The organism is Aequorivita viscosa (genome assembly GCF_900106795.1).
Classification (GTDB): Bacteria; Bacteroidota; Bacteroidia; order Flavobacteriales; family Flavobacteriaceae; genus Aequorivita; species Aequorivita viscosa.
This window is the reverse complement of sequence record NZ_FNNS01000022.1, coordinates 15,283-29,008: the sequence shown is the minus strand read 5'-3', so window position 1 is coordinate 29,008 and position 13,726 is coordinate 15,283. Positions and strand designations below refer to the sequence as shown.

General features: G+C 38.4%; 17 protein-coding genes. 1 reads left to right on the top strand and 16 read right to left on the bottom strand.

Annotated elements, in window-relative coordinates; genetic code table 11:
* Window positions 1–36: 36 nt before the first annotated feature.
* The 15 genes from BLW28_RS12305 to BLW28_RS12230 all read right to left on the bottom strand — a co-directional run bounded on the left by BLW28_RS12305 (window position 37) and on the right by BLW28_RS12230 (window position 12,420).
* Window positions 37–1,371 (bottom strand): dipeptidase, encoded by a 1,335-nt coding sequence (locus tag BLW28_RS12305; protein ID WP_073220483.1) that lies wholly within the window; start codon window positions 1,369–1,371, stop codon window positions 37–39.
* Window positions 1,372–1,526: 155 nt separating this feature from the next.
* Window positions 1,527–2,699, bottom strand: a complete 1,173-nt coding sequence (locus tag BLW28_RS12300; protein WP_073220486.1) for a 3-hydroxyacyl-CoA dehydrogenase NAD-binding domain-containing protein — start codon at window positions 2,697–2,699, stop codon at window positions 1,527–1,529.
* A gap of 147 nt (window positions 2,700–2,846) precedes the next feature.
* The gene (locus BLW28_RS12295) at window positions 2,847–3,158 is read right to left on the bottom strand and encodes a four helix bundle protein (RefSeq protein ID WP_234946497.1); all 312 of its coding nucleotides are present in this window, start codon (window positions 3,156–3,158) and stop codon (window positions 2,847–2,849) included.
* Between the two features lie 121 nt (window positions 3,159–3,279).
* On the bottom strand, window positions 3,280–4,059 hold the full coding sequence (locus BLW28_RS12290; protein ID WP_073220489.1) for an enoyl-CoA hydratase-related protein: 780 nt from the start codon (window positions 4,057–4,059) through the stop codon (window positions 3,280–3,282).
* Between the two features lie 181 nt (window positions 4,060–4,240).
* Entirely contained in the window at window positions 4,241–5,044 is an 804-nt protein-coding gene (locus BLW28_RS12285) for a thioesterase family protein (protein ID WP_073220491.1), read from the bottom strand.
* A 27-nt stretch (window positions 5,045–5,071) separates the two neighbouring features.
* Window positions 5,072–5,557 (bottom strand): hypothetical protein, encoded by a 486-nt coding sequence (locus tag BLW28_RS12280; protein WP_073220494.1) that lies wholly within the window; start codon window positions 5,555–5,557, stop codon window positions 5,072–5,074.
* Window positions 5,558–5,647: 90 nt separating this feature from the next.
* Window positions 5,648–6,502, bottom strand: a complete 855-nt coding sequence (locus tag BLW28_RS12275) for a nucleotidyl transferase AbiEii/AbiGii toxin family protein (RefSeq protein WP_073220497.1) — start codon at window positions 6,500–6,502, stop codon at window positions 5,648–5,650.
* Window positions 6,499–7,137, bottom strand: coding sequence for a type IV toxin-antitoxin system AbiEi family antitoxin domain-containing protein (locus tag BLW28_RS12270; RefSeq protein ID WP_073220499.1), 639 nt, complete (start codon window positions 7,135–7,137; stop codon window positions 6,499–6,501). Before BLW28_RS12270 ends, BLW28_RS12275 begins: the two co-directional genes overlap by 4 nt.
* 206 nt (window positions 7,138–7,343) lie before the next feature.
* Window positions 7,344–7,847, bottom strand: a complete 504-nt coding sequence (paaD, locus tag BLW28_RS12260; protein WP_073220502.1) for a 1,2-phenylacetyl-CoA epoxidase subunit PaaD — start codon at window positions 7,845–7,847, stop codon at window positions 7,344–7,346.
* Between the two features lie 78 nt (window positions 7,848–7,925).
* Complete coding sequence (paaC, locus tag BLW28_RS12255) at window positions 7,926–8,705, bottom strand: 1,2-phenylacetyl-CoA epoxidase subunit PaaC (RefSeq protein WP_073220504.1); 780 nt, start codon at window positions 8,703–8,705, stop codon at window positions 7,926–7,928.
* Window positions 8,702–9,082 (bottom strand): GIY-YIG nuclease family protein, encoded by a 381-nt coding sequence (locus BLW28_RS12250; RefSeq protein WP_262481116.1) that lies wholly within the window; start codon window positions 9,080–9,082, stop codon window positions 8,702–8,704. Before BLW28_RS12250 ends, paaC begins: the two co-directional genes overlap by 4 nt.
* Window positions 9,083–9,287: 205 nt before the next feature.
* Window positions 9,288–9,581 carry a 1,2-phenylacetyl-CoA epoxidase subunit PaaB gene (paaB, locus tag BLW28_RS12245; RefSeq protein WP_073220505.1) on the bottom strand — a complete coding sequence of 98 codons (294 nt, stop codon included), beginning with the start codon at window positions 9,579–9,581 and terminating at the stop codon, window positions 9,288–9,290.
* Window positions 9,582–9,695: 114 nt separating this feature from the next.
* Window positions 9,696–10,652: a 1,2-phenylacetyl-CoA epoxidase subunit PaaA gene (paaA, locus tag BLW28_RS12240; RefSeq protein ID WP_073220508.1), complete on the bottom strand. Its 957-nt coding sequence runs from the start codon at window positions 10,650–10,652 to the stop codon at window positions 9,696–9,698.
* A 57-nt stretch (window positions 10,653–10,709) separates the two neighbouring features.
* Complete coding sequence (locus BLW28_RS12235) at window positions 10,710–11,783, bottom strand: 2Fe-2S iron-sulfur cluster-binding protein (RefSeq protein WP_073220511.1); 1,074 nt, start codon at window positions 11,781–11,783, stop codon at window positions 10,710–10,712.
* Window positions 11,784–11,850: 67 nt separating this feature from the next.
* Window positions 11,851–12,420 (bottom strand): TetR/AcrR family transcriptional regulator, encoded by a 570-nt coding sequence (locus tag BLW28_RS12230; RefSeq protein WP_073220514.1) that lies wholly within the window; start codon window positions 12,418–12,420, stop codon window positions 11,851–11,853.
* 77 nt (window positions 12,421–12,497) lie between these two features.
* On the opposite strand from BLW28_RS12230, the gene BLW28_RS12225 reads away from it, so the two are divergent.
* Window positions 12,498–12,803 (top strand): rhodanese-like domain-containing protein, encoded by a 306-nt coding sequence (locus BLW28_RS12225; RefSeq protein WP_073220517.1) that lies wholly within the window; start codon window positions 12,498–12,500, stop codon window positions 12,801–12,803.
* A gap of 142 nt (window positions 12,804–12,945) precedes the next feature.
* Here the strand turns inward: BLW28_RS12225 and BLW28_RS12220 are convergent, their stop codons facing one another.
* A complete protein-coding gene (locus tag BLW28_RS12220; protein ID WP_073220520.1) occupies window positions 12,946–13,560 on the bottom strand; it encodes a DUF4230 domain-containing protein in 615 nt (204 codons plus the stop codon).
* Between the last annotated feature and the right edge of the window lie 166 nt (window positions 13,561–13,726).

Genomic DNA, 13,726 nt, shown 5'->3' with positions numbered 1-13,726 from the left:
AAGGCTTTTTTTGATGTGATAAGTTGCAAAGATGTTTTAATTAATTGCTCTTTTGCTTTGCAGTTTAGTTGCAACTTCTGCTACTTCATCCATAACACGAAGTAAGTTTTCACCCCAAAGTTTTTTAATATCCTCTTCGCTATAACCGCGTTCAACCAACTCTAAAGTTACATTAAACGTCTCTGAAGCATCTCTCCAACCTTCAACTCCGCCACCTCCGTCAAAATCGGAACTGATTCCCACGTGGTCAATGCCGATTAGTTTTACCATATAATCGATATGTTCAACAAAATCCTTTACATCCACGGGTGGCGCAATAGGGTTCACTTCTTTTTCAATACGAGGTTTAGCTTTGGCCTGTAAGGCTCTGTATTTATCGAGATACGCATCGGCTTCAGTTTCGTCCAACTTGCTATACTCTTGCCAAGTGAGTATCTGCATATCCATATCTTTTGCAATTTCTTCAAGAATATTTCGGGATGCTGCTTTATGAATTGAATCTTTTTTAGAGTTTAAGTAACTAGAAAATGCGACGGCTTGAACCACGCCCCTGTTTTGTTTAATAGCCAATAGTTCGTCGTCCCAAAGGTTTCTACTTACATCATTCACAGCTCGTGCTGAAGAGTGTGACGCAATTACGGGTGCTTTTGAAAGTGCTAATGTCTCTTTATTTGAACCTGTTGAAGGATGCGAAACATCGATCATTATTCCCAAACGGTTGAGTTCGGCAACAGCTTCTTTTCCTAGCTTACTCAAGTTGTTTTCATAAAGCCAAACATTGTCCCCCTCTCCTGTATTGGAATCTGCCAATTGGTTATGTCCGTTGTGAGCTAAGGAGATATAGCGAGCGCCAAGGTCGTAAAACTCTTGAAGTTTAGAAATATCCTTACCCATAGGATACCCATTTTCTATACCAATGAGCGCAACTTTTTTACCTGATTTTACAATACTCCGAACATCATCGGCAGTAGTCGCCAATTCAATCTGATCAGGAGCAATTTCTTCAGTTAAGCGGTGAATTGCTTTGAATTTAGCATCTGCATTTTCATAAGCTTTTTTATAACCTTCATCGGTCAATTCGCCCTGCCCTGTATAAACGATTAAAAACACAGCATCCAAACCGCCCGCATTCATTTTAGGTAAATCTACCTGAATAGGAAGTTCTTGGGTGTAGTTTGTTTCTGAAGTGAAATTGCGCACATCAAAATCCACATGAGTATCGATTGTAATGACGTTATCGTGAATTCTTTTTGCTTTTTCTAACACAGTTTCGGCGGTTTCATTGATTTGGGCCTTCTGCTCTTCTTTCTTGTTTCCGCAGGATCCAAAAACAAGCGTTACAGCTAGAATCAAATATGTATATTTTTTCATAATATAATAATTTAGAGAATCTAAATGTTGTAATTAGCTCCTTCCGTTTCTTCTGAAATGGTGGTCACCAATTCCTTGAAATTCTCGAATAGTGATTTATTTTGTTTGGTGTTTTATTGTGTAAGCCTATTACTTTTGGATTCAAATAAATTGAATTAAACATCGAATTTAGACCCTTGTTTTCTCATTTTGCGCAATAAGGGCGAGCAACGATAACGGTCTTCGTGGTATTCATTATAGAGTTCGTCCATTTTTTCGACGCACCAATCAACACCTTTTTCGTTTGCCCACGCCAATAGTCCTTGTGGATAGTTTACACCTTTGGTCATTGCATTATCTATATCTTCTGCCGAAGCGATACCCCAGAAAAGTGCATCGGCAGCTTCGTTGATGAGCATTACAAGTATTCTTTCGAAAACCAGTACTTCAACATTTAATTCTTCTCGAAAATTAGGTTCCGCTTTTACGGCATTTTTGGAATAATTATAATATCCACGACCAGATTTACGACCTAGATAGCCAGCTTCTGCAAAACGTTTTTGAGTAAAAGACGGCTTGTATCTCGGATCGTAGTAGAAAGCTTTAAAAACGGTTTCGGTAACCGTATAATTTACGTCGTTTCCTATAAAATCCATAAGTTCGAATGGCCCCATTTTAAAACCTCCGAAGTTTTTCATTGTCCAATCTATCGTTGCAAAATCCGCAATTCCTTCTTCATAAATTCGAAGTGCTTCACCATAAAACGGACGCGCAACACGGTTTACGATAAACCCAGGAGTATCTTTTGCGACGGCAACCGTTTTTCCCCAGTCCTTGATAGTTTTAACTGAAGTGTTTAAAACCTCTATGGAAGTCTGAATGGCTGGAATAACCTCAACCAATTTCATCAAAGGTGCCGGGTTGAAAAAATGTATCCCGATGCAACGTTCTGGTTTTTCTAATGAAGAAGCTATAGATGCAATAGACAATGACGAAGTGTTTGAAGCGAGGATACAATCGTCACTCACAAATTTTTCCAGCGTTGAGAACACGTTTTTCTTAACGTCCAAATTTTCAACGATTGCTTCAATAGTCATATCAGAATCTTTCAATTCCTTTAAAGTGTTGACGTATTTTATATTGTTTTGGATTCGCTCCTTTTCTTCGGAATCGATTCGTCCTTTTTCGACTAAGCGATCCATTATTCTTTCTAAATCGGCTTTAGAAGTTTCTAAAGCGTCCGTTTTTGTATCGTAAATTTTCACTGTGCATCCAGCTGTGGCAGCTACTTGTGCAATGCCAGCGCCCATTGTTCCTGCGCCGATAATACCAATGTTTTTTAATATCATATTACTACTTTTTTAATATCGAATAAAGAATTTTGAATACTGAATTTTGAAGTAAAAGCTGTATCTAAGTATATTCTTAATTTTAAAATTTAGGATTTATTTTTATTCTGTGAAGTACGAATACTTGAAACAAAAATCGCAATAAGTTCATTGTTTTTTTTTAAAAAGATAATCAAGCCGCGCAATATCTTTAATCAAATCTGCTCCTTTTTGAATTTTCAAATTCACTAATGACTCTCTCAATTCCTTTAAACAGAGTTTCATTTTATGAAGAAAATCTCTTGCGGATTCTGCACTTTGAGCTTCTCCATAATTTAAGGCAGCGGAAGTGGCTGAACGAATTAGCTGTTTGGATAAGTGCTGTGCAGCAAAACTTCCATCCATTTTTCCACAGCAGATAATTACGTCTACGGCAAATTTAATGAGTCGTTCCTCTAAATCGTATTTGTAAGTTGCCATACTTTTAAATTTCAGAATGTTGAATACTATATTTTAGTATCGAATATTGAATTACGAATACTGAATATCGAAGTTTCGTTACTTCATCATTCTGCGGTTCGATGTTCGTTATTCTTACTTCTTACCTCCCTTTAAACTCAGGTTTTCTTTTATTTACAAATGCATCAACTCCTTCTGCGTAATCTTCACTTTGGGCAGCTTCAATTTGAAGTTTGCTCTCTAAAGCCAATTGTTCTTCTAATGAACTTTCTAATGAATTATTCAACAATCGCTTGGTTAAACCGAGCGCTTTTGTAGACATATTCGCCATAGTAGTAGCAATGTTATTCACTTCGTCCATGAAATTTTCGGAAGAAACTACTTTGTATACCATTCCGAGTTTTTCAGCGTCCGCAGCAGAAACCTTATCGCCGAGCATCATCAATGCCGAAGCTTTTTGAAAGCCAATCAAGCGGGGTAAAAAGAAGGTTCCAGCGCTATCGGGAACCAACCCTATTTTGCTAAAAGCTTGGATGAAACTCGCATTTTCCGAAGCGATTACTACATCACAGGCCAAGGCTATATTTGCACCAGCTCCTGCAGCAACTCCGTTAATAGCGGCGATTATCGGTTTTTCAATTTTTCGTATTCGGGAAATAATTGGGTTGTAATGTTCCTCAAGGATTTTCTTAAACCCTGGGTTTAATTCAGGTGAAGTTACTTCTTTTAAATCCTGTCCTGCACAAAAAGCCTTTCCGTTTCCAGTGATTACAATTGCTCGGACTTCAGGATTTTTTTCCGCAGCATCTAATTCGCTTTGGAGCAGCAACGCCATTTCACGATTGAAGCTATTGAAAACTTCAGGACGATTTAGGGTGAGATATGCGATTTTATCGTTAATTTCATTAGTAATTGAAGCCATATAGTTTGTTTAAAAAATGAATTTCTGGTTTAATGCAGCAAGATACTGCTTTGCCGAGGGTGTTTTTACAAAAATAGAAAGAGTTGTGGAAATTTGATGGTTAATTGATATGAAAGAAACTTTTCAATACAGATTGATAAATGAACAATCATCTTTTTTTATTTCAATAAATTCGCAAATGTTAAGATATTTTTCGAACCGTCAAAATTTGTTCGGCATGTCCAAACGGCCCTTCCTCATCGTGAAGCACTGCGGTGGTTAAGCCAATACCGTCCTGTCCATATTGTTGCTCCACTTCCAATCCCAACCACATTCCTGTTGGCAGTCGATAGAGATGGATTTGTAGATCCACGTTCGGAAATATATGTGAAAAAAGGTTATCCTGTCGCACTACAACCCCATTCATCGTATCTACCATTCCCATTAGCTTTACGAAAGAGCTTGTGGTTTCTCCTTTTACCATTTCCAAATCGTTGGTAATCCATACCCTGCCTTTCCCAGGGCGACGTTCCACTACTTTAATATTTCTTGAAACTGACTGGATGTATCCACCGCCCCAGAGGGACATACCTTCCCAATTGGACAATGTTTTATAAGAAGGCATTGGTTTGTCTTCCAAACCTGCAACATCTGTGGTGTCTTCGGTTATCATCCTCCAAGTTCGCGCAACGATACAGGCTCTTCCCTTGGCTTCAAAAACCGATTCAAGTAGTTCAATGGTTTTTCCTGGGCGGATGCAGCGGGTTGTAATTTGAAAATCGTCCAGATGGATCATTCCCAGAATATCGAAGCTCATACGACCAATTCGCATGTTTTCTTTGGGTTGGAACTTCTCTAGCTCAGCACAAATAACTCCCGTGGCAGGTGCCATATGCTGCTCATTTTCATTCCATGCGCCTTGGGTGTTTAGTGTAGGGCGATATTTCGATACTTGGCTTCCCTCTGCATCGGTTTGGCGTTGGAGTAACTCGTAGTAATAATCCATATTTTTTACAACTTATTATTGGGTAGTTTAAATTAATTCTATTTGTTCCTTTAATGATAATTTTTTTCCAAAGCGATCGTAAATATATTTTTCAATATTTTCAATATACTCCATAGAACCCTTTTTATAGATTGATGCGTGCCACCATTTTTCCTCATTTTTCAGTTCGGATGGTATAAAGGTTACTGCTTTGAATTTTTCATCAATAGAATACAGAATTTTAAGAAAAGTCTGATGATCGGAAAATTTTATGAACGATTTTTCATTTTCTATTTCCAAAAGTATTTCTCTACGAATATCCATATGGAATTCCTCGTCCAAATCATCCCCAAACTGCGCAATTTCTACATATTCATTCCAGGCCGTTAATAAATTATGAGGAAAAAATTGAACTTCAGAATAAAGAATATCTGATTTTTGGCAAAATTTATATAATGCAGAAATGTAATCAGCATCTTTAATTTCTGCATTAAAAGCATCCTTTAATTCTTTATCTGGTGAATAAAATTCCATAGTAAATTTCGAAATTATTTTTTTGTCCTATTTTTCACAAATTAGATATATAAGTTTTATGATTGAAGCTATTTTGTTTGAATATACTTCCTATTCCTTCACCTTCAACAAATCCACCAAATCTTGAAAATACTGAGGGCTCCATATTTCTAGCTTTTCATTGTTTCGAATAAATGGCCGTACATCCGCTTTCACTTTGTCAATAGATGTAGTTTTGATTTTATCTCGCAATAAATCAAAAAACTCTTCCCTTGAAATTGTCGGCTTTTGCCAATCATTGGAATCTTGGGCACGCTGAAGAAAATGGGTTAGGTTTAGAGGAACACCTTTGCGGATATACCACTCCATATCAAACCAATCACGACCTTTTACGCGGTTTTGCCATTTCCGAAAAAGAAGGGCGTGCATTTTACCCGCAAATAAACTAGGCAAGTCAAAACATTTCACATAAAAGGAAAATGGCCGAAGCGATAATTTCTCCTCTGTTTGAAAATGCATAGGTGGATTCCGATCCACCTCAATTTTGATTCTTATATTCTTATTTGACCGTATTCCCAGTTGCTCAACTACATCCTCCAGAACCAATTCCTTCCAAAGGGTTTCAGATTTAAGAAATGCAGACTCGATTGGCGTTTTATGGATCTTACTCTTTTGCCGCAGACTTACATTCATCCCCAAACTGTTAAACTCGTCCTGTATGGCTTGAAAATATGGCTCTAAAGAAAACTTCTTATCCACAGAGAGTAAGGAAAAATCCAAGTCTTCTGAATATCGGTCCAATCCATGAAAAATCCTTAGAGCCGTACCTCCATAAAAGGCCGCCTTCTTAAAAAAATCTGTACGTGATAAACCAGCAAGGGCGATTTCCTGCATAATCTCGCGCAAAGCGGAGAGTGCATCTTCCTCATTCGCAGGTTGATACGTGTCCATCCATTCCTTTATCATAAGCCTTGAAGTGTATTGACCAACATTTGCAGACTGGATGCTTTTGGAGCATCTTTTATCCAACTAGAGATGGCATTTAAATCTAAATTCTCTAACGTCTCCTCATCAATACGCAAATCTTCCAATAAAAAAGCTATCGTTTGGGATTGACTACGGAAGGTAATTCCTGATGTGGTGATTATTTTGTCGCAAATAGCTTTTTCGGGAGAGGCCATAAGCGCAAACTGGTTATCACCCAGTTCTACACGTTGCAGACCAAAAGAATAATAAGGCACGTCGAGATGGCGATAGGTGAAGTTACCAATAGGCGTGTTATAAAGATGGGAAGTTTTTAGAGTTATGGAATTGATTTCATAAACCCGTTCCGGAATCATTTCCCAATGCGCAAGTGCCGTTTCTAGGGAAACATAACTTGGGCCTCGAAGGTGATTAGCGATTACAAAAAGATGGGGAAGTGGCAAATCCAACTCTGGTCCTGAAACGTATAATCCTCTTCTTAGGGAAATTAAAAATCCACTCTGCACCAAATCATTGATTTTGTCATTCGGACGCCGATACTCTGCCAACACATCGGAAACAAGCTGATGGGTTAAGGGAGCATCTGCATAATTTTGTATGGATCTTCTAAAGGTCATTTGTATATTCTACAGAACATAATCGGATTATAACCGATTATGCCTCCACAAATATACAGTTTTTTGAAGAAACTCAAATAGATAATCGGATATTTTCCGATTATAGTGTGAATATTTCACATGTTTATCGTTCTCTAGCTTTTTTTGAAGCATTGCTATAAATCTCGACCCATTTAGAAAAGTCGAGATTCCCGCCTTCGCGGGAATTATTTTAAACATTTAAAATAATCAAAGGGCTCGTGACAGTCATCACACTTAAAGAGAGCTTTGCATGGCGTGGAACCGAATTGGCTCACTAAGTGGGTTTGCGTACTGCCGCATTGTGGGCATTTCACTAATTTCTTTCCTCCCAGCAAAACGTCCTTGTCGTGTGATTCAGATAGTGGACGTGCGATCCCATATTCCTCCATTTTCCGCAGTCCTTCTTCCGAAAGCCAATCGGTGGTCCAAGCTGGAGAAAGGATAAGCTCGACCTTGGCAGTTTTACCTTCTCTGGCGAATGCAGCCTTAATGTCATCCGACATCACATCGGTGGCGGGACAACCCGAGTAGGTAGGCGTCATTTTGATATAAACAATTCCATCAATCTCAACTGCGGTGCGAATAACACCAAGATCCAATAAAGAGATCACAGGAATCTCTGGATCTGGAACGGTTTCCAGAATCGAATATAAATGATCTTGTATGTTCGGTTTGTCTAATTGGGTCATTATCTATCTTTTTCAATACCTACAAGGTCTGGAGACCTTGCAGGAAGTTGGTGAAGAGATTCCCTCCTACGCGGGAATTTACCACTCCAAATTTGGATATGTTCTCTGCATATACTGCAATTCCGCAAGCAAAAAACCCATATGCTCGGAATGTATTCCTTGCTTTCCGCCTTTATGAAAGTATTTTGATTCAGGAACTTTCAGTGTAGCTTCTTCTAAAACTTCACTAACGGTATCGTAATATTTTTTCTTCAGGGCAGTAATATCTACTCCAATTCCCTCTTCGGCCATAGCTTTTTCAGCAGAAGTTGGATTGAAAAATTCGTCGGTATAAGCCCATAAATCATCAATTGCAGTTTGCATTTTTTGGTGACTTTCTTCGGTACCATCTCCCAATCTTTTTATCCAATCTGAAGTGAATCGTTCATGATAACTTACTTCTTTTAATGATTTTTTTGCAATGGCTGCTAATGTTAGGTCTTTGCTTTTTTGCAATTCTGTTAGAAAAAGGAAATGAAAAATATCGAATAAAAAGTGACGAGCGATGGTATAGGCAAAGTCTGTATTAGGTTGTTCCACCAATAGTACGTTTACATATTCGCGCTCGGTTCTAAGCATAGCAATATCGTCTTCGGTTCTGCCATCACCAGCGATTTTTGCAGCATATTGGTAATAACTGCGCACTTGCCCCAATAAGTCTAATGAAATATTCGTGCAAGCAATATCTGTTTCCAAGCTTGGCCCATGCCCGCAAAGCTCGCCCATTCGTTGGCCGAGAATTAGTGAGTTATCGGCGATTGTTAGGATGTAGTTGTATAAATTCCCGCGAAGGCGGGAATCTCCCTGTTCATTATTCATAATTTCAGTTTATTTGGGGAAATCCTTTTTGTTTTATAAATCAAATCTATATTGTTCCAATTTAAGCTTAAGTCAAACCAACTTGGATTCATTTCTTCAATCAATTTTATTTTCCATTCACGGTTCCATTTCTTCATTTGCTTTTCACGTTGAGAAGCTTTATGTCCATTATCAAATTCCTCGAAATAAATTAATTTATTACAATTGTATCTCGCCGTAAAGCTCTGTGGATACACTTTGTGTTTATGTTCTTCAACCCGAGAATCAATATCGTCCGTCACTCCGATGTAAAGAACATTATTCGATTTGTTGGTCATAATGTACACATACCATACTTCATTCCCACGTAGGTGGGAATCTTTTCGTGCTCCGCCCATAATCTTAATTTCTATTTCGTCGCATTCAACTAGGATCTTTATTGGTCAAATACCCAATTAATCAAAATAAGCATTGCAATTATCACTCTGGATTCCCGCCTTCGCGGGAAATGGGAATCTCATTCAATTCTCCGTTTACTTCTCGGCTTTAAATTTACCACCCGTTTTTTTGATGAGCCCCAGAGATTCCCGCCTTCGCGGGAAACTACATATGCTTCACCTCATCCGGCAAATCATAAAAAGTAGGATGTCGGTATATTTTATCTTTTGCGGGTTCAAACATTTCGGCGTTGTGCTCGGGGTTTGATGCAGTTATGTTTTTTGATTCTACAACCCAAATACTTACACCTTCGTTTCGACGGGTATACACATCACGGGCATTTTCTAGAGCCATATCGGCATCGGCAGCATGTAAGCTTCCGAAGTGACGATGCTCTAATCCATTTTTACTACGGACAAATATTTCCCAAAGGGGCCAGTTTTTTTTGTTTTCAGACATTAGGTTTCAGATATTAAATGTTAGACTTAAGACCGCTGCGCTATAAGACATAGGATATAAGACTTGGTTGCTTTGGTCATACGTCTTATGTCCTGCCGTCCTACGTCCTTCTTATCAACTTGATTTTGCTATTTTTCTTTGCTCGTTCTTTTCGGCAAAAGCCATTGCAGCATCGCGCACCCATTCGCCACGCTCCCAAGCGCCCACACGAGCTTTCATTCGTTCTTTATTCATTGGGCCGTGACCTTTTACAACTTGCCAAAATTCATCCCAATCTATTTCACCGAAATCATAATGGCCAGTTTCCTCATTCCATTTTAGATCGGGGTCGGGCATTGTAATTCCGAGGATATCGGCTTGAGGCACGGTTTGATCTATAAATTGTTGACGCAGTTCGTCGTTTGATTTTCGTTTCAGTTTCCACTTCATCGATTGCTCGGTGTGAACTGACTCTGCATCGGTTGGCCCCAACATCATTAAAGCTGGCCACCACCAACGGTTCAGTGCATCTTGCGCCATGGCTTTCTGCTTCTCTGTACCTCGACAAAGCGTGAGCATAATCTCAAATCCCTGACGTTGGTGAAAACTTTCTTCTTTACAAACACGCACCATTGCACGGGCATAAGGCCCGAAAGAGGTGTTGCACAACGGTACTTGATTAATGATTGCAGCACCATCCACAAGCCAACCTATTGCGCCAATATCTGCCCAAGTAATAGTAGGATAATTGAATATCGAAGAATATTTCGCTTTTCCGCTGTGAAGTTGTTCATACATTTCGTCTCGGGAAATACCCAAGGTTTCACACGCAGAATAAAGGTATAATCCATGTCCTGCCTCGTCCTGAACTTTTGCCAAGAGCGCAACTTTTCTTCGCAAGGAAGGAGCTCGGGTTATCCAATTTCCTTCTGGCAACATCCCAACAATTTCTGAGTGGGCGTGCTGACTTATTTGCCGAATATGTGTTTGTCTATATTTCTCCGGCATCCAATCTTTTGGCTCTATCTTTTCATCGCGCGCAATGCGGGCTTCGAAAATTTCTTCTAGATTCTTTATTTCTTTTTCGCTCATAATCTTATCTTTTCTCAGACCCCACAGGTTTTTGAAACCTGTGGGGTCTTTCAGTTTCTAAACATCAAAATCTACTTTTACTTTCTTTGTAATCGGCACAGATTGGCAACTTAACACTAAATTTTGTGAAACTTCCTTATCATCTAAAGCATAGTTGATTTTCATTTCGACTTCGCCTTCCATTATTTGACATTTGCAAGTGCTACAAACCCCGCCTTTACACGCAAAAGGTAAATCTGCTCCTGCAGCTAGTGCTGCATCTAGGATGTTGTCAAAGTCTTTAGTCATGGTAAATTGGAATTCCTTTCCGCCATCTACAATGGTCACTTCCACTCCTTCGACATTTTGTTTTGCCAATCTCTCAGATCTTGCAATATCTTCCTCAGAAAGACCTGTAACAAAGAGTTCAAAATGAATCAGTTCTTTTGGTAAACCAGCTTCAATCAAATATTCACTTACATAATTTACCATTTTTTCTGGACCGCACAAAAACACTTCACTCGTATCTGGAATATCAATAAAGTTCTTTGTCAAAATGTCCATTTTCTCATCATCAAAACGACCGTTGAATAATTCAATATCGCGGCGTTCTTTGGTCAGGAAATAATAAATCTCCAAGCGCCCAAAATATTTATTCCGAAGTTGCTCTAAGGCTTCCTTAAAGATAATTGATTTCGCCGTCCTATTCACATAAAACAATTTGCAAGTGGAATTCGGTTCCAAAGCTAAGTGAGTTTTTATCATTGAAAGCACTGGCGTAATTCCACTTCCTGCAGCAAAAAAAAGATAATTCTTGGGTTTATCAGGATTAACATCCACTCCAAAAGTTCCACTCGGAATCATTACATCGAGCATATCGCCAGACTGAAGTTCGGAGTTTACAAAATTGGAAAACTTGCCTTCTGGGATCATTTTCACGGCAACCTGCCATTGGTTATCGACAGGGCTAGAGCACAAACTGTAGGAGCGTCGAATATCTTCACCATCTATTATAGAACGCAAGGTAAGATGTTGTCCTTGACGAAAATGAAAATCATTTGTAAGGTTTTCAGGAACCTCAAAAGTAATGACCGAGCAATCCCGAGTCTCCTTTTGAATGTCTTTAACTTTTAAATTATGAAATTTAGCCACGTGTTTTTGTCGTTTATTAGGAACAAAACTAACAGTTGTTAGTTAGAATTGCAAGTCTGTGTGTAAATTATACGATTCCACCTATCAAAACCGAAACCATATCTTTCTTCAACACATTCACATCTAGTTTTCCGCGTTTTTCCTGCCAAAGGTAAAGCGTGCGTAAGGTGGAAAGAATAGAGAATAAGATTACTTCGGGATGATGGGGTTTTATTTCATTTGTTTCGATTCCTTGTTTTATTATATTTCTGAAATTATCTTCATATCCATCTCTCATTTTTACAAAGGCACTCAGGTTTTCACCTTCCAAATGCATCCAATCATTATTTACAGCGGCAAGTGCTTCTGAGTGATTTAAAGTTATATCAATATGAAGTTCAATTAAGCCTTCGAGCTTTTTAAGGGATGAGGAGTTTTGTGTCATTACACTTTCCATTCCTTCAGTAAATTCCAGAGCCACTTCTAAAATGATGGCGGCGAGTATTTCCTGTTTCCCGCTAATATGATTATACAAGCTAGCGGCCTTCATGTCCATTTCGGCTGCCAAATCGCGCATAGAAATGGCGTTGTATCCTTTTTTCCTAAAAAGCGTGGCAGCAACTTTAATGATTTCTTCTTTTCTAGAAAGCGTTTTCATTACTGCAATATAACAAATAAGAGAGAGAAGGTTTAGAAGAAAATCGTAATTTTACCATTTATAAAAACTTGAACAAAATGGGCTTCTTAGATTTTTTATTCGGAAACAAAAACAAGAAAATTGACGATTTTAAAAACCGAGGTGCAATTATTCTAGACGTACGCAGTAAAGGTGAATACGACGATGGAGCAATTCCTGGATCAAAAAACATCCCGCTTCAAAGTCTGAATTCTAAAATTCCTACTATTAAAAAATGGAATAAACCAGTTATTTGTTGCTGCGCCAGTGGAATGCGTAGCGGTAGTGCTGCTGGTATTCTACGAAGTCAAGGTGTGGAAGCTATCAATGGCGGGGGTTGGTTTAGTTTGAGCAGAAAACTATGATTTCTGTCCTAAAGGAAAGGAAGGGAAATGCTCTTATTTTTTTACCACAGAGGCACTGAGGACGCAGAGAAGGTTGTTAATCTGTAAAAATTCATAGAAGTCATTTGGCTATCCTTACATTTTCGACTTCGACTTCAGCTTCTCAAAGCTTTAACTGCTTTAAATCTTCTTCTTTTTCAATTACCGTTTGATTGTATTCCAAAGTCCAACCCATAGAGTGGGTAAGAATATAAATTTTTGAGAGTTCGGAAATCAGTCTGTTTTCTGCATTGGTTCGCAATTCAGATTTCTCTATTTTTTCCCGCATTAGTTTGGTAACACGTCTTTTAATAGTGTTGTAATCGGAAGCTTGAAATTTATTCAAGTATTCTTGTTGCACATCATAGAATTCGATGTCGGGATAAATATTGAGTTCAGGCTCGGGAATTTTTGTAATAACCACCGTTTTTGTAGCTTCATCTACTTCCATTTCTACCTTGCTTAAATCATAGGCAATAGTTGCTTTTGCGTTTACAACAACCAAGGCCTTTTTTCGCGCGTCGAATAATCCGTACATCAAATCGCGACTAGCACTATAGTTAAATATTTGAGCGTACGTTCCTTCGGTAACAATGAGCTTTCCTACATTTTTAAGTTCTTTCTGAATTAATGCAGTACTAGCTTCCAATTGCTCTCGATCGTCTTTTTTGTGTTCGCAATACCGTAAACCAAAAACGATTACAAAGGCAATTATAATTCCGAGAAAAACATTTCGCATAGTAAAGAGTCTTAAAACCGAATCGTTATAAAAGTTACAACGAAGCCTATAAAAATAAGGAATATTAAAGCAGAATACGTCAGCCTGGTGAACTTTGAGAAAGATTTAAGACGAAAATAGCTTTGAAGCACTAATTTGAAGCAGTTATTAACCTTGAAAGACTTTA